This window comes from Paenibacillus sp. FSL L8-0340 (assembly GCF_038593145.1).
GTDB lineage: Bacteria > Bacillota > Bacilli > Paenibacillales > Paenibacillaceae > Paenibacillus_AQ.
On the sequence record NZ_CP151967.1, the window covers coordinates 1,536,909 to 1,556,368 of the forward strand.

18 protein-coding genes and 1 tRNA gene are annotated in these 19,460 nt (G+C 52.6%); 12 read left to right on the plus strand and 7 right to left on the minus strand.

Annotated features, from left to right (window positions below; all coding sequences use genetic code 11):
- Window positions 1-62: 62 nt before the first annotated feature.
- Window positions 63-2,189, plus strand: a complete 2,127-nt coding sequence (locus NST07_RS07090) for an EAL domain-containing protein (RefSeq protein WP_342481279.1) — start codon at window positions 63-65, stop codon at window positions 2,187-2,189.
- 73 nt (window positions 2,190-2,262) lie between these two features.
- Window positions 2,263-2,336: transfer RNA gene (locus NST07_RS07095), tRNA-Gly, on the plus strand.
- Window positions 2,337-2,509: 173 nt separating this feature from the next.
- Here NST07_RS07095 and NST07_RS07100 read toward each other — a convergent pair.
- Together NST07_RS07100 and NST07_RS07105 are read right to left on the minus strand one after the other, a co-directional pair.
- Window positions 2,510-3,865, minus strand: a complete 1,356-nt coding sequence (locus NST07_RS07100) for a dipeptidase (protein ID WP_341090739.1) — start codon at window positions 3,863-3,865, stop codon at window positions 2,510-2,512.
- A 157-nt stretch (window positions 3,866-4,022) separates the two neighbouring features.
- A complete protein-coding gene (locus tag NST07_RS07105; protein ID WP_341377642.1) occupies window positions 4,023-4,703 on the minus strand; it encodes an SDR family NAD(P)-dependent oxidoreductase in 681 nt (226 codons plus the stop codon).
- 114 nt (window positions 4,704-4,817) lie between these two features.
- On the opposite strand from NST07_RS07105, the gene NST07_RS07110 reads away from it, so the two are divergent.
- The 4 genes from NST07_RS07110 (at window position 4,818) to NST07_RS07125 (ending at window position 7,277) form a co-directional block, all read left to right on the plus strand.
- Window positions 4,818-5,273, plus strand: a complete 456-nt coding sequence (locus tag NST07_RS07110) for a helix-turn-helix domain-containing protein (RefSeq protein WP_341090743.1) — start codon at window positions 4,818-4,820, stop codon at window positions 5,271-5,273.
- 43 nt (window positions 5,274-5,316) lie between these two features.
- Window positions 5,317-6,270, plus strand: coding sequence for an RNA methyltransferase (locus NST07_RS07115; RefSeq protein ID WP_342481928.1), 954 nt, complete (start codon window positions 5,317-5,319; stop codon window positions 6,268-6,270).
- Window positions 6,271-6,304: 34 nt separating this feature from the next.
- A complete protein-coding gene (locus NST07_RS07120; protein WP_341090745.1) occupies window positions 6,305-6,922 on the plus strand; it encodes an NUDIX hydrolase in 618 nt (205 codons plus the stop codon).
- A 202-nt stretch (window positions 6,923-7,124) separates the two neighbouring features.
- Window positions 7,125-7,277: a hypothetical protein gene (locus NST07_RS07125; protein ID WP_179091807.1), complete on the plus strand. Its 153-nt coding sequence runs from the start codon at window positions 7,125-7,127 to the stop codon at window positions 7,275-7,277.
- A 204-nt stretch (window positions 7,278-7,481) separates the two neighbouring features.
- Here the strand turns inward: NST07_RS07125 and NST07_RS07130 are convergent, their stop codons facing one another.
- From NST07_RS07130 to NST07_RS07140, 3 genes are all read right to left on the minus strand, one after another.
- On the minus strand, window positions 7,482-7,955 hold the full coding sequence (locus NST07_RS07130) for an ASCH domain-containing protein (RefSeq protein ID WP_341090747.1): 474 nt from the start codon (window positions 7,953-7,955) through the stop codon (window positions 7,482-7,484).
- A gap of 34 nt (window positions 7,956-7,989) precedes the next feature.
- The gene (abc-f, locus tag NST07_RS07135; RefSeq protein ID WP_341090750.1) at window positions 7,990-10,002 is read right to left on the minus strand and encodes an ABC-F type ribosomal protection protein; all 2,013 of its coding nucleotides are present in this window, start codon (window positions 10,000-10,002) and stop codon (window positions 7,990-7,992) included.
- Between the two features lie 123 nt (window positions 10,003-10,125).
- Complete coding sequence (locus NST07_RS07140) at window positions 10,126-10,293, minus strand: hypothetical protein (protein WP_341090752.1); 168 nt, start codon at window positions 10,291-10,293, stop codon at window positions 10,126-10,128.
- A 168-nt stretch (window positions 10,294-10,461) separates the two neighbouring features.
- On the opposite strand from NST07_RS07140, the gene NST07_RS07145 reads away from it, so the two are divergent.
- Window positions 10,462-10,839, plus strand: coding sequence for a PH domain-containing protein (locus tag NST07_RS07145; RefSeq protein ID WP_341090754.1), 378 nt, complete (start codon window positions 10,462-10,464; stop codon window positions 10,837-10,839).
- 22 nt (window positions 10,840-10,861) lie between these two features.
- Here the strand turns inward: NST07_RS07145 and NST07_RS07150 are convergent, their stop codons facing one another.
- Together NST07_RS07150 and NST07_RS07155 are read right to left on the minus strand one after the other, a co-directional pair.
- The gene (locus NST07_RS07150) at window positions 10,862-11,401 is read right to left on the minus strand and encodes a chromate transporter (protein ID WP_341090756.1); all 540 of its coding nucleotides are present in this window, start codon (window positions 11,399-11,401) and stop codon (window positions 10,862-10,864) included.
- Window positions 11,401-11,979: a chromate transporter gene (locus tag NST07_RS07155; RefSeq protein ID WP_341090758.1), complete on the minus strand. Its 579-nt coding sequence runs from the start codon at window positions 11,977-11,979 to the stop codon at window positions 11,401-11,403. Before NST07_RS07155 ends, NST07_RS07150 begins: the two co-directional genes overlap by 1 nt.
- A 224-nt stretch (window positions 11,980-12,203) precedes the next feature.
- On the opposite strand from NST07_RS07155, the gene ggt reads away from it, so the two are divergent.
- The 5 genes from ggt (at window position 12,204) to NST07_RS07180 (ending at window position 19,263) form a co-directional block, all read left to right on the plus strand.
- The gene (gene ggt / locus NST07_RS07160; RefSeq protein ID WP_341097582.1) at window positions 12,204-13,781 is read left to right on the plus strand and encodes a gamma-glutamyltransferase; all 1,578 of its coding nucleotides are present in this window, start codon (window positions 12,204-12,206) and stop codon (window positions 13,779-13,781) included.
- A gap of 64 nt (window positions 13,782-13,845) precedes the next feature.
- Window positions 13,846-15,312 carry an amidase family protein gene (locus NST07_RS07165; RefSeq protein WP_342481280.1) on the plus strand — a complete coding sequence of 489 codons (1,467 nt, stop codon included), beginning with the start codon at window positions 13,846-13,848 and terminating at the stop codon, window positions 15,310-15,312.
- Between the two features lie 653 nt (window positions 15,313-15,965).
- Window positions 15,966-17,543 (plus strand): PucR family transcriptional regulator ligand-binding domain-containing protein, encoded by a 1,578-nt coding sequence (locus NST07_RS07170; RefSeq protein WP_342481281.1) that lies wholly within the window; start codon window positions 15,966-15,968, stop codon window positions 17,541-17,543.
- Window positions 17,544-17,618: 75 nt separating this feature from the next.
- Window positions 17,619-18,755: an XdhC family protein gene (locus NST07_RS07175; protein WP_342481282.1), complete on the plus strand. Its 1,137-nt coding sequence runs from the start codon at window positions 17,619-17,621 to the stop codon at window positions 18,753-18,755.
- Window positions 18,703-19,263, plus strand: coding sequence for an NTP transferase domain-containing protein (locus tag NST07_RS07180; protein WP_341090767.1), 561 nt, complete (start codon window positions 18,703-18,705; stop codon window positions 19,261-19,263). The genes NST07_RS07175 and NST07_RS07180 overlap by 53 nt, the downstream gene beginning before the upstream one ends.
- The last annotated feature ends 197 nt before the right edge of the window (window positions 19,264-19,460 follow it).

Sequence of the window (19,460 nt, forward strand, 5' to 3'; positions counted from 1 at the left end):
TACATAGGACCTAATATTTCCGTTTATTTTAAAATAGATATCATTTCAGACGCGAGGGACTTATGAGACAAGAAGAGAGAAAGACCATTCAAGCGGCTATAGTAGGAGCTGTGCTGTTCCTTCTAATTCAGATTTTTCGTACACCGCTCAGTAATATTGAGAATCAGAATTGGCTTTCGGCCCTCTATCTTATGATCGGCTGTTGCAATATTGCTTTTGGTTTCGCAATTTTCGCTCAGGGCTGGCTGTTTTTCTCCGATAAATTATCCAAGGCAAGACTTTACACCTCTGCTTTATTTTTTGGAGTATGTATTTTTGATTTCTTACACACGTTAAGCTTTGCAGGTATTCCCGGGATTTCTTCGTACATTACTTCAGAACAATCCCTTTGGCTGCTCACCTTCTCCCGTTTGGCAAGTGCACTTGGAATCCTAGTTATTTTTAGCAGAGAGGATCAGCCGGTATCTGTTAGAGGCAAGAAGAAGGTCTTCAGTGTTGCTATTTTGCTGATTGTGCTTTCTTTGGGGGGAGTAATCTTCAGCCACTCTATTGCTGCGGAGCAGTGGGGTTATTCATGGATAAACACTTTAAAGCATATCGTGGATATGGCTGTGCTTTTTGTTTATCTGCTTGGAGTAGCTATTATCGTGTACCCGGGCAAAATTGAAAAATCGGCGTCATTGCTCATAATTATCCGTGCGCTGATCTTCTTCGCCATGGGCCAGGTCTTTTTTATGAATCTGTTCAGTATCGGCGAAATGGACTATCTCTTTGGAATGCTAAGCAGCGGAGTAGCCTATTACCTTTTGCTTACCGGTGTCTACCGGCTGACGATTGAAGAGCCTTTTCATGAGAACCAACAGGCGGAAGCGCGGATTAATTATTTGGCGTATCATGATGAATTAACAGGACTGCCGAATAGAAGGTGTCTGATGCAGCACGCCGAAGAAATCGTTCATCGCGGCGAAAAAGACAAGACTCAAGGATTCTCAGCGTTCTTGATTATGAATATCAACCACTTTAAGAACATCAATGATTCACTTGGTCATTACGCTGGAGACCTGCTGCTGCAGCTGGTTGCAGAGCGCATAAGAAATGAAGTCAAGTCAAACGAAGAAATGTACAGCATGGGTGGCGATGAGTTCGCTTTTCTGATGACAGACCGCACCGGTGTGGAGAACTGTCTGGTCCGGGCGACTGAGCTTTTGCGGTTATTCGAAACACCGGTAAAGCTTGAGTCTGGAGAATATCACATTTCACTAAGTCTCGGAATGAGCATTTACCCTGGGGACGGGGACACTGCAGAAGAACTGATTCAGAATGCCGATACCGCTGTTCATAATGCCAAAGAACAGGGTGTAGAAATCCGCCGCTACACCCCGGCCATGCAAATGAAGGCCAAGGAACGCTTCAAGCTGGAGAATGATCTGCGCAGGGCACTGGAACGCAATGAGTTCTATCTCGTCTATCAGCCGCAGGTGCAGCTGGATACCGAAGAAATTGTCGGCATGGAAGCACTGCTGCGCTGGGAGCATCCCAAGCGTGGACTTGTGTCGCCAATCGATTTCATTCCGATTGCCGAAGAGAGCGGGCTGATTGTTCCAATCGGTGAATGGGTCCTTAGAACGGCCTGCCTCCAGAACAAACAGTGGCAGACAGCAGGGTACCGGCCGATATGTGTCTCGATCAACTTGTCCATGCGCCAGTTTCTTCAGCCGAACCTGGACGGCAAAATTGCTGCCATTTTGCAGGAGATCGGGCTTGATCCTTGTTATGTCGATCTGGAAATTACCGAAAGTATGACTCTGGACAAAGAAACCGCCTTTGATCAGCTTAACCGTCTGAAACGGCTGGGTGTGTTCATCAGCATAGATGATTTCGGGACAGGCTATAGTTCATTGCACTATCTGAAGAATATGCCAATCGACCGGCTTAAGATCGACCGTTCCTTTGTTTCAGAGGTTATGGAAGACAGCAACAACGCGGCGATTGTATCGACGATCACATCCATGGCGCATCATCTGAAGCTGAAGGTAACCGCTGAGGGTGTCGAGAACAAGGAGCAGCTGCAATTTTTACGCCAGCAGCATTGTCATGAAGCGCAAGGCTTCCTTTTCAGCAAGCCAATCAAGGCGGCCGAATTTGAACAGGCTTTCCTCACACCCTTAATCCCATCACCGTCTTCGTAGAAATTCTGTGAGCCGATAGGGTTGCATTTTATTCATAGGAATGATACAATACTTTTTGTCTTCACTTTGCATTGCGGGTGTAGTTCAATGGTAGAACTTCAGCCTTCCAAGCTGATAGCGTGGGTTCGATTCCCATCACCCGCTCCATACACTTAACTTCGAAATCCTTGTTATGCAAGGGTTTTTTATTTTGCACAGCGGGTTGGGATTGTTCTACTTAATGGCTATAAATGAATCAGAGAAAAAGGCCGGGCTTCCCTCAATAACGGGAAATCCGGCCTTTTTAGATATTCAACTCTCGGCGGAGAATGGCTTCTTGTTTAAACTGTCTTCAGGAACTCAACAATCGTAAGCAGTCCCTTATCGAAATTCTCCAGATTGAAATGTTCATCCGGAGCGTGCAGGTTTTCATCATCCAGTCCAAAGCCCATCAGAACAACCGGTGCTTGGAGGATACGCGAGAAACTTTCCATGATTGGAATGGATCCGCCGTCTTTGGTGAAGAGTGCACGAGTGCTGTATACCTTGCCAAAAGCGTCTGCCGCAGTCTGCAGAATCGGATTCGACGGGTCGATGTTGAAGGCGCGCGCTTTTTCCATTTGTTTCACATGCAGTTTCGCTCCGGCTTGGATATTCGCTTTCAGATGAGCTTCAACAACATCCAGAATATGCTGCGGATCCTGGTCGCCGACAAGGCGGCAGGTGATCTTGGCATGGGCTTCCTTAGGGATGACCGTCTTGCTGCCTTCACCCTGAAAACCGCCGTAAACCCCATTAAGTTCAAGGGTTGGACGGGCGCCGACACGCTCTACAAAACTGTATCCCTCTTCGCCGTACAGCTGTTCAAGGCCGAGGGCTTCTCTGATCTTCTCTTCATTCACACCCTGTTTGGCGAACTCCTCACGCAGCAAAGGAGAAAGCTCAGGGACGCCATCGTAAAAACCATCGACGGCAACACGGCCGTTGCCATCATGCAGCGAGCTCAGCAGGGAAACGAGTGCATGCAGCGCATTTGGCACACCGCCGCCGTAGGAGCCGGAATGCAGGTCTGTCAATGCGGTGTTTACGCTGACTTCGAGTGAGCACAATCCGCGCAGCCCGGTGCAGATGGCAGGGCGTCCGCGTTCCAGCAGGGCTGTATCCGAGACAAGCACGGCATCTGCAGCCAGTTTGTCCTTGCTTGCTTCCAGGAATGGCGGCAGATTCACGCTGCCGATTTCTTCCTCGCCTTCAATACACAGCTTGATATTGACCGGCAAGGTGCCTTCCTGCTTAAGAATGGCTTCGATTGCTTTGATATGCATAAAGACCTGACCCTTATCATCTGTTGCTCCGCGTGCGTACAGCTTGCCGTCACGGATTTCCGGTTCAAACGGAGGGGTAGTCCACAAATGAAGCGGATCAACCGGCTGGACATCATAGTGGCCGTATACCAGAATGGTCGGCTTGCCCGGCGCGTGAAGATAATCGGCATAGATTACTGGATGGCCCGCTGTGGGATGGATTTCGATATTCTCCAGCCCGGCGCGCTTCAGTGTATCCATCAGCCAATGTGCGGCTGAATTGACGTCTTCCTTGTGTACGGACAGGGCGGAAATGCTGGGGATGGCCAGCCATTCCTTCAATTCGGCAAGCTGAGCTTCACGCTCAGTTTGAAAATAAGTTTCATAAGACATAGTGATATGTACCTCCTTGGAGTTCGCTGCGCAAAACAGGCAGTACAAGCCCTGAGCCTAGAGCTCAGGGCAACGCACCGCCGTCATGGTTTGGCAGTGTAATGCTTCCATTATACTGGAGAACTCACTATGGATCAAAATGGATTGGTGAAATGGCTTACCAGATAATTGTGGCCGGAGTGACACCTTGCGGGAAGGTATCCTCGGCTTGTGACTTGCTTGTGTATAAATCATACCATGCATCAGCGATAAGACCCGGGTCTGTAGCTGTACCTGGCTTAATGAATACACCCAGCGCTAAGTGAGCGACATAAATCCCTTGAGGAGCAAGGTCGGTGTGCAGGTTGTTGGCATAGTTGCGCAGCCCGCTTAGCGCAATACCGATATTGCCCATCATCGGTATGGGATAGAGGGAAGAGAGGCCGGTTGTGAACAGGATAGCCCCGTCTTTTTTGGCCAGCATTTCCGGCAAGACCTGCTCCACACTGCGGATAGCGCCTACTACCAGTGCCTGGAACGCATCAAGTGCATTTTCTTCCGTAACCTGTGATGCCGGAGTCGGCGGATAATTGCCGCTGGTTGGACTGAATTCCAGCACGTCGATGAAGCCATACTTTTTTTTGATCCCCTGGAAAGCGGCAGTTAATTGTTCTTTATTGTAAAGATCAGCAGGGAAGGCGGCCGCTTCGATGCCCAGCCCCTTTAATTCGTCCACCAGATGATTTAACTTGTCCGCATTGCGGGAAATTAAAGCGACTTGAAAGCCGTTTGTACCAAATTTCTTGGCAATGGAGAGTCCGAGTCCCGGACCGGCCCCTACGATAGCGATTGTTTTCACTTAATATCAGTTCCCTTCCGGTTGTTGATTACTAACAGTAACCATGATAAACTTAGTTGGCTTGTGCAGCAAGAAGGCACTATTATATGCTCAAGTTACATGGAGGTAACCATAATGGATCGATTATTGACTCAGCAAGACGGTCAGCTGCCGATGCTTGAGGACTGCAGCTTAGCCCGGCAGATTCTGGACCGGGTTGGAGATAAATGGAGTGTGCTGATTATCGTGAATTTAGGTGTGGAATCTTTGCGGTTCAAGGAGCTGCAGCGGCGCTCAGGCGGAATTTCGCAGCGTATGCTTACCCAAACGCTCCGCCATCTGGAGCGGGACGGAATCGTCTGGCGCAAAGCGACGCCTACCGTGCCTCTGACCGTTGAATATGGTCTTACAGCATTGGGCGAGTCCTTGCTGGAACCGCTGACCGCCCTTGTTGAATGGGTTAACGGAAAGCGTGAAGAAATCGCCGGGGCAAGGATCAGCTATGACAACGGGCATTCCGGTGCCGATACAGCAGAAAATCTAAATGAAACAGAAGCCCCGCCAGCAGCGGGAGCGATAGGAGCGGAATAACGTGTCATTGAATTCATATACAGATCTGAAAGAAGAAGCAAACATGCCTAATAAGGGCGTGAATCCCGCGTATATCTATACTTATGCATGCTCGGAGGACGAGATTTCTTTATGCGGAATGGAGCTGCGCTGCTTGTTTGGCCGGGAGATCCCGCCTGCCATTTTTGCGAGTGAGATTGAAGCGGATGTCAGCCGCAGCCCTTTTATTAAGGAACGGATTGACGTGATGTACGGGGGGGGCAGCCTGCGGGAAATTTATAAGCAGACCGAGCAGGTGGAGTTGAACGGCAAAACCTTCAAGGTGATTTTTGTGAAGACCAATGATTTGTCCCCTGCGGATAAAATAGAGTATGATGAACGCAGAATTATTGAGCGGGAAATCGGCTTGCGGATAGAAGGAGAAGCGGATGTGAACCATCCGCAGCTTGTATTTGGTATAGTAACGCTGGGCGGCCGCTGGTACTTCGGGGCTTATCACAAGAACAAGGCAACCTGGTTCCGGCAAATGAAAAAACCGCGCAGCTATTCCATTGCGCTCAGCACAAGAGTGGCCCGTGCGGCTGTCAATATGGCGGTCCCAAATCCGGCAGGAGTCAAAGTCATTGATCCTTGCTGCGGCATCGGTACAGTAATGGTAGAGGCGCTGTCGATGGGTATCAATATCGTTGGCCGTGATATCAATCCCTTTATTGCGGCGGGAGCGCGGACGAATATTGCTCATTTTGGCTTCGAGGCTGAAGTGGTGCTGGGAGATATTGCAGACATTGAGGAACATTATGACACAGCCATCGTGGATATGCCTTACAATCTATATTCCAGCATTACCCCTGAGGAACAGTATGCCATACTCGTGAACGCCCGCCGGATTGCAGACAGGGTTGTCATCGTGGCTATCGAAGCGATGGATGAGATGATAGAGACAGCAGGATTTGAAATTATCGACCGCTGTGTTGCTAAAAAGGGGATGTTCTCCCGTCATTTAATGCTATGCCAATAATCCTTTTTGATATGTTAATGGAGGCGATAAAATTATGGAACCGAAATGGTTAGCTTGGGCGAAGGAGATTCAAGGAATTGCCCAGACAGGTCTTACCTACGCCAAAGACGTGTACGACATCGAACGTTATGAAGCACTGCGTGAGCTGAGCGTGGACATTCTGGCGAATTATACGTTTGAGAGCAAGGAGCGGATCCGGCTCTCTTTTGCAGGTGAAGGCGGGTACAGCACACCGAAGGTAGATGTGCGCGGCGTTATTTTCCGTGAGAGGAAAATTCTGCTGGTCCGCGAGAAGCTGGACGGCAACTGGGCGCTTCCCGGCGGCTGGGCCGATATTGGATTGTCTCCGAGCGAGGTAGTCGTCAAGGAAATTTCCGAGGAATCGGGTTTTCAGGCGGAAGCAGTCCGTCTGCTGGCCGTGCTGGATAAGAAATTCCATAATCATCCCCCGGAGCCTTATCATGTCTACAAAATGTTTATCCTGTGCACGATTGTCGGCGGGGAGGCAGCGGAAGGCGTGGAGACCAGCGAGGTGGATTTTTTCGCTGAGGATGAGCTGCCTGAGCTGTCTGTGGAGCGGAATACGGCGGAGCAGCTGCGAACCATGTTTCAATTCTTGCACGATCCGCAGAAGCCGGTAATTTTGGACTAGTTAATTGCATATAATGTACGAAATAGATAAAATATAAGTTTTAATTGAGACAAAAATTGGTTAATATTAATTATGTAAGCCTTTCCATAGAATGACCGCTGAGCCTTTGTATCTAAAAAATATTTGGAAACACAACTTTTTGGGTCAGGCGGTCTACATTTTTTCCTCTACTGTGTCGATAAGAAATTTAGGAGGGGATCGCATGGAACAAGAAGAGTTAAGACTTCCGCTAACGCAGGAGAATGCAACACGTCCTGCAGAAGGTAATATTGCTACCGGACTGGTCTGGGGCATTCTGATTAGCATTCCTTTATGGATCTCGGTGGTTGGCTGGATCATGGGGATCTGGCACTAAACCTTAATCCTAAGGATTCTACTTACACTAATTGTAACTATACAATGAAGGCTGTCTCTTCGTTATGAGGAAGCGGCCTTTTTTAATGGATCATAACTTATTTCAACTTCGGGACGATACAAGGGTGTATACATAAGCAATGAACAAAAAACGGCTGTGCCTCCTTAACATAAGGAAGCCCAGCCATTTTTGGAAATATAAGAATTACTGGGGCTGTCTGATATCGACAATCTGAAAATTCTCGCAGACCACCTTCATCTGAAGATCGAAGGGTTTGCCATAGGCTTTGCGTTCCCTCGTAAAATACAGCTCATGATTGTAGCGCCATGATTCCAGGCTGCGGTCATCCTCGCCTTCGGAATAGGCAAACTCCGCAGTTACCTCGTCAAAAGGAATGACTTCTACCTTTATAGTTTCGATGATTGCCCGCGGTTCGCCGCTGGCATCCAGAAGGATGGAGTGGCCATGGGCAAAGGGCTGAGTGAGTCCCCGGATTTCGTTCAAATCATAATCGGAGGCGGTTCCCGTCTTAATTCCTTTCAGCACCAGCTCAAGCAACTCGTTGGCAAGCCGGGGATTGTCGCCAAAGGACCACGCGCTGTCATACAGTTCTGCAGCTTCGGGATGGGCTTTAATATAAGTATTCCAATAGGCCTCCACGGCCGGAGTGTCTGTCATGGTTATCACCTTTGCTTTCTCTATGTTTAAAATGTTATTGGTGTGTCTCTGCTTCGCTCAACCAGGACGCATAGAGGTCATCCAGCTTCTCCTGTGCGGCATCTCTAGTATGCTGAAGCTCAGCCAGTTTTCCCGCATCACTGGCGATAACGGGATTCAGCATCTCAGCATCAATAAGGCCTAATTGCGCCTCTGCTGCGGCTATTTCCTGCTCCCAGGAGATACCGGAGCGCTGCTTGCGGGAATCGGTGGACCGTTCAGGTTTGGACCCGGTTTTTGCCGGGAGGCCAAATTGTGAACCCGCAGCCTCAGCTATTTCAGCAGGGACTTTGGATTTGGGCAATGTATCCGGCTTCGCCACTTGTTTGCAGCCTTGGCCGCTCATTTCGGTTTGCAGCCTTGCAGCGGCAGCCTTCTCAGCCTGCTTTTCCTTATAATATTCGTAATTTCCGGAGAAGGAGGTGAAGCGGCCTTGATCAATCGCCCAGAGCTTGCCGAAGCAGCGGTTGATGAAATAACGGTCATGGGAAACCGCCAGCACCGTGCCGGGAAATTCCTCCAGCGCTTCTTCCAGTGCTTCTCGGGAATCAATATCCAGATGGTTGGTCGGCTCATCCAGAATGAGCAGATTTGGACGGCGGTGCATCAGTATCGCGAAACGCAGCCGTGTCCATTCGCCTCCTGAGAGATTGGTGATGTCCTTGAACACATCGCTGCCGTAGAAGAGGAACCGGGCAAGCTGCCCGCGGGCTTCGCCTTCCTCAAGTCCGGCCTCCTCCCGGAAATAGCGCAGCACCGATTGTCCGCCGCCCTCCGGCACTGCCTCCTGGGCAAGATAACCAATGACAGCTCTTGATCCAAGGGTGCAGCTTCCGCTATCCGGGGACTCCTGGCCGAGTATCATCCGCAGCAGCGTACTCTTGCCCGCGCCATTGCCGCCGATCAGTGCGGTAGTCTCGCCATATCGCAGGATATCACTGGCCTCTGAGAACAGCCTGCGGTTACCGTAACCTTTGGTGATCCGGTCGAGGATGACGACCTGGTTGCCGGTCCGGTCATCCTGCTGCAGCTGCAAATCCATCGATTTGCGCTCCAAAATTGGGCGTTTGACCTTGACCATCCGGTCCAGCGCCTTCTGCATGGAGGCCGCCCGGCGGTGGAAGGAAGGGTTCGGCGGATTGGAACGGTTGCCCCATTCAATCAGCCGTTTGATGCTCTCCTGCATCTGCTTGATTTTCTTCTGCTGTTCCTGGTAATCGGCGAACTGCTGAAGCAGACGGGCTTCTTTCTCCACTTGGTATCCGCTGTAATTCGTGTGATACGTGATGGCTTCGCCATCTTCAATCTCGATGACCTTCTTCACTACGGCATCCAGGAAATAGCGGTCATGAGAGATTGCAAGGACTGTGCCGTCATAAGTCTGGAGGAACTGCTCCAGCCATTCTATGGCCTCCATATCCAGATGGTTGGTCGGCTCATCCAGCAGCAGGATATCGGGACGGCGCAGCAGCAGCTCGGCGAGGCCGACCTTTGTCTTCTCCCCGCCGGAGAGGGAAGCGAACCGGCGGTCGTATTGCCCGGTTCCGATTCCAAGGCCTGCCGCTACACGCTGGATTGAGGCTTCAATCTCATAACCTCCGGCTGCTTCGAACTTCTCCTGCAGACTGCCGTATTCCTTGAGCAGCCTGTTCCAGTCCTGTTCGTCCGTTCCGGCGTTCAGTCCGGACATTTCCTGCTCCAGTTCCCGCAGGCGCTGCTGCCACTCCAGGGGTTTCGCGAAGCTGCGCTGGAGCACGGCATACACCGTCTCGTCGCCGTCCGCTTCCTGGATCTGTGAGAGCAGGCCAATGATGCTGTTTCTGCGGATGGAGATTTGCCCTTGATCGGGGCGTTCTTCACTGCTCAGCAGACGGAAGAGGGTGGTTTTGCCGCAGCCGTTGCGGCCGATCAGGCCAATTTTCTCACCTTGGCGGATATCGAAGGTGATATCGCTCAGCACAAGCTGGGCACCGTGGTATTTTTGGACGTTTTGACATGAAATGATCATAGGTATTCTCCTTTTAAGAATGCCCTGTCTCCGCTGTCTTTCAAAGGGGATGCCTCCAGGAGGACATCATGGAACAAAAAAAGACCGCAGGGAAATTTCCCCGCGGCCTGGTTGTTCTCCGGTTTATGAGACCCGTTGAAGTGTAGGCAGGAAAGGCATTTCACAATTGTGTAGTGTTATTAAATTCTTGTAAATGGACAGACTTCTCCCGTTGTCGGCATTTACATGAACGATGCCAGCCATAGCGATAGGCAGCCGGCTAATAACACTGTTGGTCCAATTGCGATCCATTCCTCTACACCTCCTTCGATACAAATTTAACAGTAGTTTACCTAATATCCGCAATAATAGCAATAGAAAAAAAGCGGAATGAACCACAGCATATAATTGGAATTGCACAATAGGATGTTATATGGCTGAGGCAGCTCACCAAATCAGCAACAGGAAAGAGGAACAGTGATGGCGCTTTTTAATGGACTGCTGGGCAATGCAACGCAGGTTGATCTGGCGGCAGTGCAGCGTGAATACGCGCGGATTTTGACCCCCCATGAAAAAATTGAGCGGGCCTACAGGCTGATCAGGGATATGTTCATTTTTACCGACAGGCGGCTGATTCTCGTTGACAAGCAGGGGATCACCGGCAAAAAAACGCAATATCACTCCATTCCCTACCAAAATATCTCCCATTATTCGGTGGAGACGGCGGGGCACTTTGATCTGGATGCAGAGCTGTGTCTTTATGTATCCGGCAGCTCACTGCCGCTGAAGAAGACATTCAATAAATCTGTCAATATCTATGAGGTTCAGTCGGTGCTTTCGCAGTACATTTTGAAATAGGAGGTCCTTGCGGCAGACGCCGCTAGACCTTATACCGGAGTACCAGCCCTCCATAAGCAAAAGCGGCAAGAATCACGAGTGCGGGATGCAGCTTCAGCCGCTTCATAGCCCAAAAGGCAATTGCGGCAATGATCAGCGTCTGCCAGATGCCGATAAGGTCCGCCGGACCTCTGGCCATTTTGAAAGTCAGGACGGCCATCATTATGGCAATCACCGGCTGTACAAGCAAGGTCATTCCTTTAACGACGGGTGAATGCTTGTATTTCTGCATCACGCCGAGCAGGATGATCAGTGCGGCAGCGGAGGGCAGAACCGTAGCAGCGAGAGCAGCGCTCAGTCCCAACCAGCCATAGACGTCATAGCCGACGTAAGCGGCGATTTTGGTCGCAATCGGTCCGGGCAGGGCGTTGCCGAGCGCCAGCATATTGGAGAATTCTTCATCGTTCAGCCAGCCGTAATGCGGCACGATCTCTTCGTACATCAGCGGAATGGAGGAGGGGCCGCCGCCGTAGCCCAGCAGATTGGCCATAAAAAAGCCGTAAATCAGTTTGAGCCATTCCATCAGGCGGTTCCTCCTTTATTTTTCTTTGCCAGTATCCGGTAATGAACCGTTCCATAGCCAAGAAAAAGTACGATCACGATGGCAGGATGCAGGTGAAGCCCCTCAAGCAGTACCAGTGCCAGCAGCAGGAAAGCAGCCCCGATCCATTTCCCCAATCCTTTGAACGTTTTTTGCGCGAACTCGTAAGCCATCATTCCCAGCATCACTGCAATCACGGGAGAGACAGCAGCAATCATGCCTGCCACTACCTTGGAGCCGCTTAAATAATTCACCGCGGATAACAGGGCAATCATCGCAATACAGCTAGGCAGAATATGCACCAGTACGGAAAGTAGCGCACCTTTTACCCCTTTAAGCTTGTAGCCGAGATATGCCGCCATCTTGGTGGCGATGGGCCCGGGCAAGGCATTTGCGATGGCCAGCGTCTCCCCGAATTCATCATCACTCAGCCAGGAATAGCGGGTTACGGCATCATGCCGGATCAGTGGAATTACGGAGGGGCCCCCGCCATAGCCGAGAATTCCCGTCCTGAACATCGCGGCGGCTATCTGTACATATTCGTTACTGATGGATTTCACGGGATTCCTCCTCCGGGATAAACAGACTTTAGCTTTTTTGTGCCCATTCTATATCAATTTGTATGACTGCAACTACAGGATAGGGTGTATTTCGATAAATCTTTGTGCACCGTTCACAAAATAATGCCGGGGAATTTGAGTTTGTGCGTAACCGATTGACAGGGGTTTTTGATCTGCTGTTAAATGGCACTAACTTGATTGACATGGGAATGGAGCTGGGAGTCATGACAATAGGGCCGGTAATCGGTACGAAAACGATGGTGGTCAGTCCCCATTATCTGGCCTCTGCCGCCGGAGCGCGTATTCTGGAGCGCGGCGGCAATGCCTTTGACGCTGCGGTAGCGGTCAGCGCCACGCTGGCGGTGGTCTATCCGCATATGACGGGCCTTGGCGGCGATGCTTTTTGGTTGACCTACAGCGCCGGTGAAGGGCGCGTCCGGGCCTACAACGGCAGCGGACGATCCGGCTACGGCGTCCGCAGAGACTGCTATGCCGGGGAAAGTGCCATTCCCCGGCGGGGTGTGCGCAGCGCCATTACGGTGCCCGGAATGGCGGACAGCTGGGAGGCGGTCCAGCGCCAGTATGGCCGCCTGACCCTGGCGGAGGTGCTGGAGCCGGGAATCGGCTACGCCACCGGTGGGTTTCCGCTGTCGCCGGATCAACACGGCAACAGCATACTGGCGGGAGCCGCGCTGTCCCCCTGCGCGGCGGCGGTGTATCTGCCCGGCGGCAAGGTTCCGAGGGCCGGCGGGAAGTTTGTACAGAAGCAGCTGGCCCGGACGCTGCGGACGCTGGCGGCGGGAGGGCGTGATGCTTTTTACAAGGGCGGGATTGCAGAGGAGATAAGCAAGGATATGCTGGCTTCCGGAGGATATCTCACCCGTGATGATTTTGCCGACCATCAGGGCAATTGGGTGGAGCCGATCTCCACGGATTACCATGGGCATCAGGTATATCAGGTGCCCCCGAATTCGCAGGGCTTCACTGCGCTGATGGCGCTGAACATATTGGAGCGGTTTAATCTCGCAGAGATTGAGCATGGGTCTTTCGAGTACTATCATCTGCTGGTTGAAGCGCTGAAGCTGAGCTTTAGGGACCGGGATCAGGTGCTGACTGATCCTGAATTCCGCTCTATTCCGCTGGAGCGGCTATTGGATAAGCAGTATGCCGTGGAGCTGGCCGATTCCATTTCGCTCCGCCGGGCGGCTGCGCTTGGCGGCGAGCCGGTTGGCCGGGATACGGCTTATGCCGCTGTAGTTGACGGGGAGGGGAACGCCGTCTCGTTTATCCAAAGCCTGTATTTTGAATTCGGCTCGGGAACGGTCGCCGGGGATACAGGGATTCTGCTGCAGAATAGAGGCTCCTTCTTCTCGCTGGACCCTTCGCATGTCAATACGCTTGAACCGCATAAGCGCACTTTCCACACGCTGATGCCAGCCATGGCCTGCCAAGCCGGCAAGCCGGCCATTCTCTACGGCACGCAAGGCGGGGAGGGGCAACCGCAGACGCAGAGTCTGCTGCTGACACGGATGCTGCAGTATGGCATGAATCCGCAGGAGGCGGTGAATGCGCCGCGGTTCGTCTGGGGCAGGACCTGGGGGGAACCGACCCAGGAACTGAAGGTGGAGAAGCGGGTAGCTCCGCAAGTGCTCGAAGAGCTGGCCGGGGCCGGTCATCTGGTCCGCCAAGCCGCAGACTATGATGGAATCATGGGGCATGCCCATGCGATTGCCATCGATGGCAACGGTTACCGCAGCGGCGGCACTGATCCGCGCTGCGACGGAGCAGCCATCGGCTGGTAGAGCTGGCAACAAGTAAGAGTAAACAATGAAGCTCCCCGGACTGTCCGGGAGGAGGAGGGAAGAGATGGTCCTTAATAACCGTTTCGGCGCATTTATTGACCCGGAGCTGGAGGTGCCGGGCCTTGCGCGTGGCAAGCTGAATGGGCTGAGCTTTGCCGTTAAGGATGTGTTCGCTGTCTCCGGACACCGCTCTTCCGCAGGCAATCCGCATTGGCTGCGCAGTCATGCGCCATCATCGGCGCATGCCGCAGCCGTATGGACATTGCTGCAGTCAGGTGCCTCCTTGCGCGGTGCCGCCCATACCGATGAACTGATGTACAGCCTGGGCGGGGAGAATTATCATTACGGCACACCGGTCAACCCGCGTGCGGAGGGACGTATTCCCGGAGGCTCCTCCAGCGGCTCGGCGGTGGCCGTAGCCTCCGGAAGCGTGGATTTTGCCTTGGGGACCGATACAGGCGGGTCTATCCGTGTTCCTTCGGCGTACTGCGGCGTTTATGGCTTCCGCCCGACCCACGGGGCGGTGGAGATAGGCGGGGTAATCCCGCTGGCGCCGGGTTTTGATACTGTGGGCTGGATCGCAGACAGCGCCGGAATACTGCTGCGGGTAGGCGAGGTTTTGCTCGGGAGAGTGGAGGGCGGAGCGGGAGAAACGCAGGATTCCTCCGGGAAGAGTAATAGCCTGCAGCAAAGTGTGGAGCGGGATGGCGCGGGTGTAGGACAGTACCCGGAATGTGGCCGGGTGATTTATGGAGGGGACGGCCCGGAGCGTAACGGTGGGTCTGCCGGAGGACATGTACAGGGGTATACTGGGGGACATGTACAAGGGCATGCCAGGGGACGTGAACCAGGGCATCCCGGAGAGCCAGTCATGCAACATCCCCTCCTGAAGGCAGCTGCCGTCCCTGCTTCATACGCTTGCGATGTGCCGGAGGGAAGCAGAATGGCCAAGCTGTACATTGGCATGGATGGCTGGGCCTTGGCTGGGACGGACAGTTCGGCCAGCCTGAAGCAAGGTTTGGACCTTCTCCAGGCAGGAGTGGGGCAAGTGCTGGAGGCTAAAGTTTCGCCGGAAGGATTAACAAGCTGGATGGATGTGTTCCGCGAGCTGCAGGCTGCTGAAATCTGGGCGACCCACGGAGCCTGGATCGAGCGGGAGCAGCCGGTTTTTGGGCCTGACATTGCTGCCCGCTTTGCTTGGGCGGCAAGTGTGGCCGGGCAGGATCACAGTTGGGCGCAGTCCCAACGTGACGACATAACGTCCCGGCTGCGTCATTTGCTCGGGGAGGACGGCTGTCTCGTCATCCCTACCGTGCCTGGTCCCGCCCCGCTGCGCGGCGGGGACCTGCGGCAGCTGGAACTGAACCGCAGCGGGGCGATGATGCTCAACTGCATTGCCGGGCTGGCAGGATTGCCGCAGGTAACGCTGCCTGTGGCGGGTCCCGGCGGGCTGCCGCTGGGATTGTCCGTGATTGGCGGACGTGGACAGGATCTCCGCCTGCTCTCATGGGTCCGGCGGTTATGGCAATAAGCGCAGAGGCATGGCATCACAGAACTTCCGGCTCCGCTGTTGGCGGAGAGCGGGAGTTTTTTGCAAATATAAGTATTTATAGGCTTCACGCTATAAATTATCCTTCTATTTCTTGCTGGAATGGATACCGCCCTTTTGAGGACGGCGAAGCCGTTTCCACTTGTATGCGTTTTGGACAATGAATGATTTAGATGTATTCTCTGCAACTATCTGAGCTAATTCAATCGGAAACCAGAGAATAGATGTAGTCTGTACAATTAAAAACAGTGAATTTGAGACTTTCGGCTAAAATCAGCTCAAATAGATGTACGGAATACAATTAAAGGCTGCGTGGCGGGAGAAATTCACTATTTAACTGTACAGAGTGCAATTATCGAACGTTGAGGAGCCGAAGGGCAGTCAGCTGCTGCAAATCTCATGGTTGCCATGCCCATGCGATGCGATAAACAATAATTAACAGGCTGCTTTCCCATGAATTTGCAGACGGTCCATAAGCAATAGTTAAACTTTGCGATATATGTCATCTTTACTTACATTGACAACTGATATTTTCAATTTTTTCTTTCCATAACGGTTCATTTTATTTATAATGTTACATAAAGTAACATAAATACGGAATTCATTATCTATGAACTTGTATGAGGAGGGGTGGCATGCATCTTACGGTTGAAGAAGCGTTGTCCATTTATCCTTTATCCGAAGCCAGACTGATTGCCGGAGCCAAGGGGAAACACCGGATCATCAAGTCGATTAATGTGATGGATGCCCCTGATATCTCAGATTGGATCAAAGAAGGAGAGATGCTGCTTACAACAGCTTATCTGATCAAGGATAGTCCCCAGGATGCCTCCGCACTGCTGCAGACGCTGAACCGACGCGGCTCCGCCGGCCTTGGCATCAAGCTGGGCCGTTTCTGGGACGCTGTTCCGGAGAGGCTCGTAGCCGAAGCGGAATCGCTGAACTTTCCGCTGATCGAGCTGCCGTTCCAATTTACGTTCTCCGACCAGATGAACGGCCTGTTTCGCGCCGAGCTGTCGCGCAGCACAAGCGTGCTGCAGAGCATGATGGAGAAGCAGCGGAAGCTGATGCGGTTTGCGCTCCGTTCGGGACGTTGCGGTCCGTTATTTGACTCCGTTTCCGGGGTGATTGGTTACCCGCTGGCGGTCATCAGTGCCCGGGGCGACGCCATTTACAACAATTCGGAGTATTCAGCGGCGCTGCTGCTGGAGGGCTGGCCTTGGCAGAACCGCAATGGGCGCTTCCGCATAGGTGACAAGGTTGGTTTCCGTATCCCGCTGCTGCAAGGGGAGAAATGCACGGGTTATCTTTTGTATTGTTCTATTGATCCTCTGCTGCTGCCTGTGGAAGAAAGCCTGTTTGTTCAAGGGGCTGAACTGATTTCTTATCATATTCATGCGGGTTATGAGGACTATTTCGAGCATGCCGAGCACCGGGAGTTCAGTGGACTGCTGCGCCGTTGCCTGAGCGGCGGATTGTCGTGTAACGATCTGTCCCAGGCTGCCGCCAGGCTGGAGGTGACGCTGCTGCAAGCCTCTTTCCAGCTGCTGCTAACCGATACGGCCGCCACCGGGGAATCCAGACAAGGCGAATTGCTCCGCCTTAAGGAAGAGTTCATCGAGCATCCGGTACTGAGGGGATTGAAAGCTATTCATGTCGTTGTGGATGAAGGTCTGCTCTCGCTGTATCCTGCGGGTCAACACAGTCCCGACCAGTTCCGTGAGCTGATCAATGATTGTTTTCATAATCTCAAGTTCGGCAAGGGTTATTATCCGCGGGCAGCTGTGAGCAGCACCAAGGTTAAGCCGGAAGGTCTGAAGGAAGCTTTTGCAGAGGTCAAGGAATGTATGGGTATGGTGCAGCACTGGGGTGCGCACGGAAATGTGGTGCATTACAGACAGCTTGAGCTGAATCTTCTGCTGAACCAGATACCGGCAGAAACGATGGAAAAATATTGCAACGGCAGCCTGCACGGGCTGTTGAGCCGGGAGCCGGAATATATCAAGGAAATGCTGCACACGCTGGAGGTCTATCTGGACAATGACGGCCATGTAAACGAGACAGCCAAAAAGCTGTTCATTCACCGCAATACCGCAACCTATCGGATCGAGAAGCTCAGCGAGCTGCTGGATGTCGATTTCAAGAAGATCAATGATTTGATGAGGCTGAAGCTGGTATTCCTGTTCCGCAAAATGCTGGAGCGCGAAACCTGAGCGGCTGTTGCGAAATGTATGACACAAGAGCCGCCACCCTGAACGGGCGGAATTACGGAGGAGGGAGCAAGCTATATGAGTACACATGATATTGTACTGCACATCCACGACAATGCTGCCCCTGCGGTGCTTGCAACCCTGATTGGGGTGGAAGGTCATTCTTACCGGAAACCGGGAGCGGCTATGCTGTTTTTTGCAGGAGGAACACTGGGCAGTCTTAGTCCCGGATGTCTGGAGAGCGACCTGGCGCTTCGTACGCAGGAGGTTTGGGAACACGGCCTTCCGGAGCTGGTGGAGTATGACATGCTGTCTCCCGATGATTTTTCCTGGGGGGAGGCTGTCGGCTGCGGCGGCAAAATCAAAGTGATACTTGAACCGGTCCGTGGAGAGCTGCGCCGGCTATTGGAAAAAATCTACGTGCGGATGGCCGCAGGTGAGAACCTGATGCTTCTTCGTGAAGCTGCCGCTGCAGGATACCGGTATACTGTAGAAACTTTCGGCGTTGAACGACAATCATCTTCTAATCAGAGCAGTGCAGGAGTGAGTTGTCTGGTGAAAAAAGGGCGGGGTCCGCTTCCCGGAACATCGGCAGCGGCCGGTCCGTCCCTCGAACTCTTCAACACTCTATTCGTGCCGAAGCCACGGCTTGTTATCTTTGGCGGTGGACAGGATTCCTGTCCCGTGGCGGATCTTGCGGCAAAATCCGGATTTCGGATTGCCGTCGCCGACTGGCGGGAAGGCAGCCTGCAGCATGAATTTCCCGGGGCCGAACGGGTGATTTGTTCCCCGTCCGAGGCAGGAGCACGTCTTAGAATAACCAGGGAGGATTATGTGCTGATCTGCAGCCATCAATCCCAGCGCGACCGGCAGTTTCTGGAAAGTCTTCTGCCGCTGTCTCCGCGTTATATCGGAATCATCGGCTCCAAGGCCCGGGTTGCGCTGCTGCTGGAGGGACTGGAGCCGCCTGCATCGCTGCACGCTCCTGTAGGGCTGTCTATCGGCGCGGAAGGGCCGGAGGAAATTGCAGTCAGCATTGTGGCCGAGATTATTCAAATCAGAAGGGCAGGCTCGCGTGAGCTGCTGAAAGGAGTGGAGAGCGTTGAAAGTAGCCGGTATCTATCTGGCAGCAGGGCAGAGCAGACGAATGGGAGTATCCAAGGTGTCACTTCAATTGTCGCAAGAGGTGTCACTCGGGAGCGTCGCGCTCAGTGAACTGGACCGCTGCACCCTTTCGCCATTAATTGTTGTCGTGCGGGCCGATGATGACCTCAAATGGCTGCCTCCAGCCGGTGAGCGGAGCACTAGGCGTACGGAAACCTGCCTGACCGCCCACTTGGGCTTATCCTTTTCCCTGCGCTGCGGGTTGAATGCGATCCTGCCTATGCAGCCTGACGCTGCCATCGTGGCTTTGGCTGACCAGCCGTTTATTACGGCGTCTTTGGTGAACCGGCTGATAGACACTTATGAGCGGAATCCGGGGCTGGACTATGTAGCCAGCACCCATGAAGGTCTGGCCATGCCGCCGGCGCTCTTTTCCAAAGAGATGTTCACGGTGCTCCAGGGACTGGACGGCGACAAAGGCGCGGCTGGGATTTTGCGTTCGCCCGATTATAAGGGGATGGTGCTGGAGACGGATTCCGCCCATTGCTTTATGGATGCTGACACAGAAATGGATTTTGGGGAGATCCGCAAGGAATGGAGCATTAGGAGTGGAAGCTGACATGGTTTGAGTGGTTTACAGATATATGTTAGAAATAATCACATATTTTAAGTTTAATAAGCCCCTTTATAGTGCGTAAAGCACAAAAAAAGCTAAGCTTCTTATAAAATGGCACAAACGTATGTTATATAAATTTACGTAACCTTCAGGTCTCAGTATAGTAGAGATACATTAATGGCTGCGGTCATTAGGAGAGA

Coding starts and splice junctions, on each gene's coding strand:
- NST07_RS07090 (WP_342481279.1), top strand. CDS start 63: ATGAGACAAGAAGAGAGAAAGACCATTCAAGCGGCTATAGTAGGAGCT.
- NST07_RS07100 (WP_341090739.1), bottom strand. CDS start 3,865: ATGTCTTATGAAACTTATTTTCAAACTGAGCGTGAAGCTCAGCTTGCC.
- NST07_RS07110 (WP_341090743.1), top strand. CDS start 4,818: ATGGATCGATTATTGACTCAGCAAGACGGTCAGCTGCCGATGCTTGAG.
- NST07_RS07115 (WP_342481928.1), top strand. CDS start 5,317: ATGCCTAATAAGGGCGTGAATCCCGCGTATATCTATACTTATGCATGC.
- NST07_RS07120 (WP_341090745.1), top strand. CDS start 6,305: ATGGAACCGAAATGGTTAGCTTGGGCGAAGGAGATTCAAGGAATTGCC.
- NST07_RS07125 (WP_179091807.1), top strand. CDS start 7,125: ATGGAACAAGAAGAGTTAAGACTTCCGCTAACGCAGGAGAATGCAACA.
- NST07_RS07130 (WP_341090747.1), bottom strand. CDS start 7,955: ATGACAGACACTCCGGCCGTGGAGGCCTATTGGAATACTTATATTAAA.
- abc-f (WP_341090750.1), bottom strand. CDS start 10,002: ATGATCATTTCATGTCAAAACGTCCAAAAATACCACGGTGCCCAGCTT.
- NST07_RS07140 (WP_341090752.1), bottom strand. CDS start 10,293: ATGGATCGCAATTGGACCAACAGTGTTATTAGCCGGCTGCCTATCGCT.
- NST07_RS07145 (WP_341090754.1), top strand. CDS start 10,462: ATGGCGCTTTTTAATGGACTGCTGGGCAATGCAACGCAGGTTGATCTG.
- NST07_RS07150 (WP_341090756.1), bottom strand. CDS start 11,401: ATGGAATGGCTCAAACTGATTTACGGCTTTTTTATGGCCAATCTGCTG.
- ggt (WP_341097582.1), top strand. CDS start 12,204: ATGACAATAGGGCCGGTAATCGGTACGAAAACGATGGTGGTCAGTCCC.
- NST07_RS07165 (WP_342481280.1), top strand. CDS start 13,846: ATGGTCCTTAATAACCGTTTCGGCGCATTTATTGACCCGGAGCTGGAG.
- NST07_RS07170 (WP_342481281.1), top strand. CDS start 15,966: ATGCATCTTACGGTTGAAGAAGCGTTGTCCATTTATCCTTTATCCGAA.
- NST07_RS07175 (WP_342481282.1), top strand. CDS start 17,619: ATGAGTACACATGATATTGTACTGCACATCCACGACAATGCTGCCCCT.